This is a genomic window from Alkalibacillus haloalkaliphilus C5, from assembly GCF_000269905.1.
Classification (GTDB): Bacteria; Bacillota; Bacilli; order Bacillales; family Alkalibacillaceae; genus Alkalibacillus; species Alkalibacillus haloalkaliphilus_A.
On the sequence record NZ_AKIF01000134.1, the window covers coordinates 1 to 8181 of the forward strand.

At 40.0% G+C, this 8181-nt stretch carries 7 protein-coding genes; 6 read left to right on the forward strand and 1 reads right to left on the reverse strand.

Translation table 11 applies throughout. From position 1 onward, the window contains the following. A partial coding sequence (locus tag A194_RS18420) for a sugar diacid recognition domain-containing protein (protein WP_017187192.1) occupies positions 1-585 on the reverse strand: 585 nt, incomplete at its 3' end. Between the two features lie 192 nt (positions 586-777). Between A194_RS18420 and A194_RS0112630 the strand changes: the two genes are divergently transcribed. From A194_RS0112630 to A194_RS0112655, 6 genes are all read left to right on the forward strand, one after another. Next, the gene (locus tag A194_RS0112630; protein ID WP_017187193.1) at positions 778-1788 is read left to right on the forward strand and encodes an acyltransferase family protein; all 1011 of its coding nucleotides are present in this window, start codon (positions 778-780) and stop codon (positions 1786-1788) included. 108 nt (positions 1789-1896) lie between these two features. Beyond that, positions 1897-2652, forward strand: a complete 756-nt coding sequence (locus A194_RS0112635; RefSeq protein WP_017187194.1) for a hypothetical protein — start codon at positions 1897-1899, stop codon at positions 2650-2652. A 580-nt stretch (positions 2653-3232) separates the two neighbouring features. Further along, positions 3233-3877, forward strand: a complete 645-nt coding sequence (locus A194_RS21400; RefSeq protein ID WP_423734750.1) for a serine hydrolase domain-containing protein — start codon at positions 3233-3235, stop codon at positions 3875-3877. Next, the gene (locus A194_RS21405; RefSeq protein ID WP_423734751.1) at positions 3865-4701 is read left to right on the forward strand and encodes a serine hydrolase domain-containing protein; all 837 of its coding nucleotides are present in this window, start codon (positions 3865-3867) and stop codon (positions 4699-4701) included. The genes A194_RS21400 and A194_RS21405 overlap by 13 nt, the downstream gene beginning before the upstream one ends. Before the next feature lie 45 nt (positions 4702-4746). After that, positions 4747-6837 carry a glycoside hydrolase family 3 protein gene (locus A194_RS0112650; protein WP_040402892.1) on the forward strand — a complete coding sequence of 697 codons (2091 nt, stop codon included), beginning with the start codon at positions 4747-4749 and terminating at the stop codon, positions 6835-6837. A gap of 93 nt (positions 6838-6930) precedes the next feature. Continuing rightward, the coding region (locus A194_RS0112655; protein ID WP_017187197.1) for an exo-beta-N-acetylmuramidase NamZ family protein at positions 6931-8181 on the forward strand (1251 nt) is incomplete at its 3' end.

An 8181-nucleotide genomic window follows, 5' to 3' on the forward strand; every position in this document is an offset into this window, starting at 1 on the left:
ATGTCTGTCTGAGACCCACACATCTTTTAACATTTTTATTTCTTTGTAAGTAAAGTGATAATCCTTATTTTTAGTATCGAATACTATAACCCTTTCATAACTATACATGTTTAGATTATAAAAATCGCTTTTCTCAGTCATATCCTTTGTTATTTGATCAGAATTGAGCCAATCAAATATAAAAAACTCTATTTCTCTAGCTTGCCGTTCTTCATCTAGTCGATTAATTGAATCCCTAACAAATAGTTCTGTAACCTTCCTCACTAACATGGCAAATGGTTTAATTAGATCTGGTTCGCCAGTAATACCGATACAACCATAAGCTTGCTCCTTAATAAGGATTGGTAAAACTATACCTTGCCGAACTCCCTTTAACTCTTTCGTTAACTCATCCGTCATAACCAAGTTTTCTTTATTCTCAATTGCCTTAAGGGCTCCCTCGTGAAAATCATCAACTCTTGTAGGATCTGACGAAGCTACAACAATCCCTTTATTATTAGTTAGAATTACATCTTCTTTTATGAGATTTTTCACTTCTTGGACAATATCTTCAGACAAGATCCCTCTCTCAAAATATTCACTCATATACTAACCCCTTAAATAAGTTTCTGAATTTTCTTTATAAAATATTCTACCATACTACCTACCTTTCAATATATCCCCAAGAGGATGTTAATTAATTGTAATAAAATTTAATAGCTTTTTAACTGAAATTATGATTGTTCTATAATATAATGTTTCACATTTAATAGTTTATATATAGAAAGTAGGGAGAGTATGGCAGAGGTTAAGAAGGCGCGTGATCCGTTCATCGACAATGCACGATTTATACTCATCTTCCTTGTCGTGCTAGGCCATTTTTTCGTGCCGATTCGTGGCGATCACCCGTTTATCAATGAAATTAACAATATACTTGGCCTATTTAGAATGCCCGCGCTGATCTTACTCACCGGCTTTTTAAGTAAAGGGTTTATGAAGCCAGGTTTTATTAAAAAAATAATTATGAAATTGCTCGTTCCGTATTTTATTTTCCAAGTTATTTTCGGAGTGTATTACTATTTTCTATATAATGATCCGACGTATGAATTTTATCTGCTATCACCGCAGTTTACGTTGTGGTTTCTATTAAGTTTATTTTTCTGGAACTTAATGTTGTTTGTGTTTACTAAAATTAAGTATCCAATACTCATTGCGATTATATTAGGTGTTGGGGTTGGCTATTTTTCGGACATCGGGCACTACTTGTCCATGCACCGGACGTTTGTGTTTTTCCCTTTTTTCTTGCTTGGCTATTATATGAAGTTAGAGCATTTAAAATGGGTGAAAAAGCGTTTTATGAAAGTGGCTGCGGTGGCGGCTTTCGTGTTCGTCTATATTATGTTTGAACAAGTGTTATCATTGAACGAATCGTTAAACTGGCTGTTTGGCTACACGCCGTATGCTGGGCTTGGTTATGACCAGTGGTATGCTGGGTTCTTCCGTCTAGCAATCTATGGGCTATCATTAATTGTCGGCTTTGCCTTTTTAGCATTCGTGCCAACGCGCGAGACATTTTTCACCGAATTCGGTAAACGAACTGCTTATATTTATATTTTACACGGGGTAATTGTCGAGACGATGTATGAAATCTATTTATACGAGGCCTTTTCGAACGTTTGGGATTACATGCTCATCCTCGTCTATGGCGTCATCATCACGTTAACACTCGGATCAAACAGAACAGTCCAGTGGATGCGACCTTTAATAGAAGGAAGAATAGCACAACCACTACTATATCGAAAGAACTAAGCGGACTAGTCCGTTTAGTTCTTTTTTTATCCTTAAGTAATACTTTAGACAAACCGTTAATATATTAGAATGGATTAGCCTAGCAGGATAATTAAGGAGGCGATTTCTGTGGGCGCATTGACATGCAGCAAATGCTATAACAATCAGGCAGGAGGGAACTTTTGTGAAAATTGTGGTCATGCCTTAGTACAAGGGGGGCAACAAGTCATTCAAGTAAAACAAATTCCATTATCCCGAAGTAATAGACCACAAACGTCAGAGCCATCTGCAATCAGTACAATGATGAGAAACTATGCTGAATTTTATAAAAAGACACTAAAAAACCCAACCCATGCACTTAAACAGTCAGATCATCATTACGGTAACGCCATTACGACATTACTTCTTCTATCGATCACCTTTGCATTAGGTATTTACTTATTAATGAACGCGCAAGGTGTGCTAGTCGATACGAACGCTTTCCAAATCATAAGTCGATTGACACTCGGTTCATTACTCATTTTAGCAGCTGGTTTCGTTGGATTTATCATTAGTCTAAAGATCGGAGGCATTAATTTAACTTATAAAGAAGCGATGACTCAATATGGCACCCTAGCTGTTCCTTTCACCTTAATGACTATGTTATCCATGATCACAGGGTTAAGCTCATCTGTCACATTCACTTTGTCATTAGCAGCGATTGGACTACTCCTTTTTGTAGCATTCGTACCAATGCTCATGACTTTCTTTCATATTTTACAAACCGAAAATCACCGCGCGACATTATATTTAAGTTTCTTAGCTTTCGGTGTTACTATTTTAACTCTATACGTCATGTTTCGAATCTACTTAGCTGACCTTTGGGTGATGGTTGGCAGAATTTAATTTAATCTATAATCGTGAACGTCTACAAAGGCGTTCGCTTTTTTTGTTGGAAAAATAAGACTTTCTATCTAAACTCAACACTTCGCTTGTCGATTTTGTCCGTATTCTCGTAATAGAATAACCATTTCTTACCACAGTTTTTGTCAATTTTTCTTATTATAGTAGAACTTTCGTCTACTACCCCTCTCTTTTCTACACCCGAAACCTCTTTTGACACAAAATTTTCACAATGTTAACCTTATTCTGAATTTTAAATTCATTATTTAATAAAGGTGGTGAAACTTTATTTCACACGCGAATATATGAAAGCGCTTCATAATCCTCATCAACTAGAGCTTCTTTAATACTTCTAGATTCTTTCATAACTCAACCTATATCTTTGTAGGAGGTAAAACTAAGTGGTAGATAAGAGAAGGAAAAAGAAGTCTTTATCCATCGTATTAGCAGCCGCAATGTGTGTTCCTTTAATGATGCCAGCTAACACTTTTGCTTCAAACGAACCAATCCCCACAATTTCAGTTGGGATGATCCAGGACCAACTTCACCAGTACTACATCCTGGTTCAACGAATGGTGCTGGAATGGTTTCTGAACCACTAAACCAAATCAATGACGTCATGGAAGATATGATTGAACAAAGTGTGATGCCTGGTGCGGTGACTTTTATAGCAAGAAAAGGACACATCGTTCACAACGAAGCCTATGGACATAGCTATTTGTACGAAGACGATCAATTTAATAAAGCAGAACAGCCAATTCAAACTGAAACTGACACTATTTTTGACATAGCTTCATTAAGCAAGTTGTTCACAACGACTGCTGCTATGACATTGTATGAAGACGGTCACTTTGATCTTGATGACCCAGTTGCAAAATATATCCCTGAATTTGCAACGAATGATAAAGAAGACGTAACGATCCGCCAACTAATGACCCACACATCTGGATTCCCAGCATGGATTCCACTACACTCACAAGGTGAAACAAGAGAAGATCGATTACAAATCGTCTATAAGCAAGAATTATCCTCTGATCCTGGTACAGATTATACTTATAGCGATTTAAATATGATCACACTCGGTAGTCTAGTAGAACGTTTATCTGGACAACGCTTAGATGAATATGTAAAAGCAGCCATAACAAAACCTTTAGGTATGAGTGACACAATGTACAACCCTCCAGAAGAACTTAAACACCGAATCGCTGCAACAGAATACCAACACTAGTTAACCGAGGTCTTGTTTGGGGCGAAGTACATGATGAGAATGCATGGTCTTTAGACGGTGTCTCAGGTCACGCAGGTGTCTTTTCAACTGCTGAAGACTTAGGTAAGTTCGCTCATATGTTTTTAAATGATGGTCGCTACGGAGGCAAACGAATTTTACAAGAAGAAACGGTGGATTTAATGCTTGAAAGTCACATCCCTGAACTCGCCGACCAAGGGTTAGGCTTTGAATTTGATCGTGGTTCTTTCATGGGAGCTCTTTCAAGTGAATCGACTTTTGGACACACTGGTTTTACTGGCACATCGCTAGTGGTTAACCAAGATAATGATACGATTGCCATTTTATTGACTAACAGAGTTCACCCATCACGTGATACCACTTCAACTCATGTAGCTAGACGTGCTCTAGCAGAACAAGTAGCAGATGCGATTCCTGTTTCGATGCCAAGTGATGAAGCCTGGTTTTCTGGTTATGGCGACCACGCTGAGTATGAGTTAACAGCTGATCTAAATTTAACTGAAGATGCCATACTAACTTTTGATACTTGGCACCGTATAGAAGAAGGATATGACTTTGGCTATGTTGAGTATTCTGAAGACGGTAATGATTGGATGACTGCACATGAACTTACCGGCGATGAGAACTGGCACGAAATCGAAATTGAAGTACCTAAAACGGCCCAAAATATCCGCTTCACTTACGAAACAGACGCGCTCGTTAATGGACGTGGCTGGTATATAGACAATACGCAACTATATTCACTTGATGGTGAATCGATTGATCTGAATTGGACAAGTAATGATTGGATTAAAAGGTCATATTAAAAAATATAAGGTGGTGCTTTAGTGAAACATTCACGTAAATTGTTGATGTCAGTAATAACGGTGGTGTTTGTCTTTTCTCACTTTGGGCTTGGAATGCCAAGTGGACAAGTGTCTGCTGAAGAAGGTGACTCGCTACAGGATCTCATTTTGTTAGAAAATGTGCCTGAAGTTGAACCGAACGCTGATGGTCAAGAAGAGTTTCAATTAACAGCGTTAAATGTTTATGCTGACGGTTATTTTACTGAGGAATCTGATGGCCTTGAATGGTCTTCTTCTAATAAAAATGTGGCAGAGGTTGATGACGATGGCCAAGTGACAATGTCCGGCCAAAACGGACGCACGTTTATTACTGTTACAAATGGTGTATTTGAAGACCGAATTGCGGTTGATTATAAGGTTAATCCTGGTGACAACAGCCCAGGTAAACCCGAGTCTGAAGTGACGCTCGTTCAAGAAGATGGTGAACGTTATGACTTAGTTCAGCATGCACTAAATGGGCTTACAATTGAAGAAAAGCTTGGACAAATGCTAATGCCAGATTTCCGTCATTGGGACAGTGAAGAAGTAACGGAAATGCTTCCTGAAATAGAGGAGCTAGTTGAAGAGTATCATTTAGGCGGAGTCATATTATTCGCTGAAAACGTCCAAGACACTGAACAAACGGCTCGGTTAGTGCGTGACTATCAAAATGCGGCTGAAAAGTTCGGCTTAATGATGACGATCGACCAAGAAGGTGGAATTGTAACACGCCTTCAGTCTGGTACTGATTTCCCTGGAAACATGGCATTAGGTGCCACGCGTTCTGAAGAGATTGCTTTTGACGTTGGGCAAGCAATTGGTCATGAGATCGGCTCTTTAGGGATTAACACGAACTTCGCACCTGTAATGGATGTGAACAATAATCCAGACAACCCTGTTATTGGCGTTAGATCTTTTGGTGAAGATCCAGACTTAGTTGCTGACTTAGGAATCGCTTATACAGAAGGTCTTCAATCGACTGGTGTTGCAGCAACGGCGAAGCACTTCCCAGGCCATGGTGATACTGATGTGGATTCCCATTTAGGTTTACCAGAAGTGCCACATGATCGCGAGCGCCTTGAAGAAGTTGAACTTTACCCATTCCAACGAGCGATGGAATCAGGAATGGACATGATCATGACAGCACACGTTACGTTCCCTCAAATCGATGATACGACTGTCATTTCTGAGGCAACTGGCGAAGAAGTGATGTTGCCGGCAACGTTATCTTATAAAGTTTTAACAGAACTCATTCGTGATGACATGGGATATGAAGGTGTCATTACAACAGATGCGATGAACATGAATGCGATCACCGATCACTTCGGTCCAGTTGATGCTGCGGTCCGTGCTGTCGAAGCTGGTAGTGATATCGTCTTAATGCCAGTCGGCTTAGAAGAAGTCGCTGAAGGCTTACTTGACGCAATCGATTCTGGCGACATTACTGAAGAGCGCATCGAAGCTTCAGTTGAGCGTATTTTAACACTTAAGCTTGAGCGCGGAATTATAAAAGAGGAAAACCCTGAGTCAATTGAAGAAAAAGTGGCTAACGCATTACAAGTCGTTGGTTCAGATGAGCATCAGCAAATTGAGCAAGAAGCTGCAGAACGCTCGATTACACTTATTAAAAATGACGACGTTTTACCTTTAACAGATGACTTAGATGGTGAAGTTGTCGTTGTTGGAAACACATTTATAAACGACTTAGGTGATGCAGTGTCTCAGCATCACGCTGACACTACCGTCATTCAATCGTCTGGTGACTTAACAGAAACTGAGCTTGAAGCGATTGAAAACGCTGAAGTCGTCATTGCTGGCTCTTACACATTTAACGTTGCTGGCCGTGCACCAGACAACCCGAATATGGAGTTAATTAATTCGCTTAGTGACGTGACTGATGCTCCAGTGATTGGTGTTGGCATTCGTAATCCATATGACATTATGGCTTATCCGACAGTTGATGCATATTTAGCGCAATACGGCTTTAATGATGCAAGCTTTGAAGCGACAGCAGCAACTATTTTTGGTGACAACGAGCCAACTGGATTGCTACCAGTGACGATCCCAACGGTTGACGATGATGTTTTATATGAATTCGGATATGGTTTAAATTATTAATTTTGTTAACGAAACTTCATTAAACAGGTCAAGCTGAGTCCCTTCCCTCTCAGCTTCCTGTTTAAATAAAAATTTTCAAGGAGGATTTCTTTTATGAAAAAATGGCTAATTGGCGTTGCCACATTAGTATTAGTGCTTGCAACCTTTTCTGTGACGATGGCTCAACAAGGCGGGCCAGGCAACGGTGAAGGAAATAAAAAAGGCCATGCCAAACAGCTTGAACTTGGCGTTGATGTTCTTTTAGATGAAGAAAAAGATTTAATTGATGGCCAAAATGTTGGCTTAATTACCAATCCGACAGGCGTAGATTCAGAGTTAAATAGTATAGTAGATACACTGCATAACGATCCAGACGTTAATTTAACAGCACTTTACGGACCAGAACATGGTGTGCGCGGTGATGCACAAGCTGGTGAGTATGTTGAATATTATATCGATGAAAAGACAGGGCTTCCCGTTTATAGCTTATACGGTGAAACACGTAAGCCAACACCTGAAATGCTAGAAGATGTAGATGTTCTATTATTCGATATCCAAGACGTTGGGACACGCTTTTACACTTACATTTACACGATGGCATTCGCGATGGAAGCAGCTGAAGAAAACGATGTTGAGTTCATCGTCTTAGACCGCCCGAACCCGATCAACGGATTAGATGTGGTTGGTCCAGTTTTAGAAGATGAGTATTCATCTTTTGTAGGCGAATATGAAATTCCGTTACGCCACGGCATGACAGTTGGTGAGCTAGCTTACTTATTTAACGAGGAATTTGATATTGGTGCAGACTTGAACGTCGTCGAAATGGATAGCTGGAAACGCTATATGTATTACGATGATACAGACTTAGAATTCGTTTTACCGTCACCAAACATGCCGACACTTGATACAGCAGTCGTTTACCCAGGTGCGGCTTTAATCGAAGGCACTAACGTTTCAGAAGGCCGCGGCACGACTAAACCATTCGAGCTAATCGGCGCACCATTCATCGACTCAGATGAACTCGCAACACACTTAAACGAACAAGACTTACCAGGCGTGACATTTAGAGCTGCATCATTCACACCAACATTCTCAAAACACGCAGGTGACCTATCACACGGCATCGAAATACACGTCACGAACCAAAGATCATACAAATCAATCGAAACAGGCTTACACATCGTCAAAGCCATTCACGACCTATACCCAGAAGACTTCCAATTCCGTACTGACGGATTCTTCGGCAACCTAATCGGAAACGGCTGGGTACAAGAAGCCATTGAAAACGGCGAATCAGTCGACTCGATTGTTGAACAATGGCAAGATGATTTAGATGAGTTTAAAGAGCTGCGTGATGAGTATTTG

Coding starts and splice junctions, on each gene's coding strand:
- A194_RS0112630 (WP_017187193.1), top strand. CDS start 778: ATGGCAGAGGTTAAGAAGGCGCGTGATCCGTTCATCGACAATGCACGA.
- A194_RS21400 (WP_423734750.1), top strand. CDS start 3,233: ATGGTTTCTGAACCACTAAACCAAATCAATGACGTCATGGAAGATATG.
- A194_RS0112650 (WP_040402892.1), top strand. CDS start 4,747: ATGTCAGTAATAACGGTGGTGTTTGTCTTTTCTCACTTTGGGCTTGGA.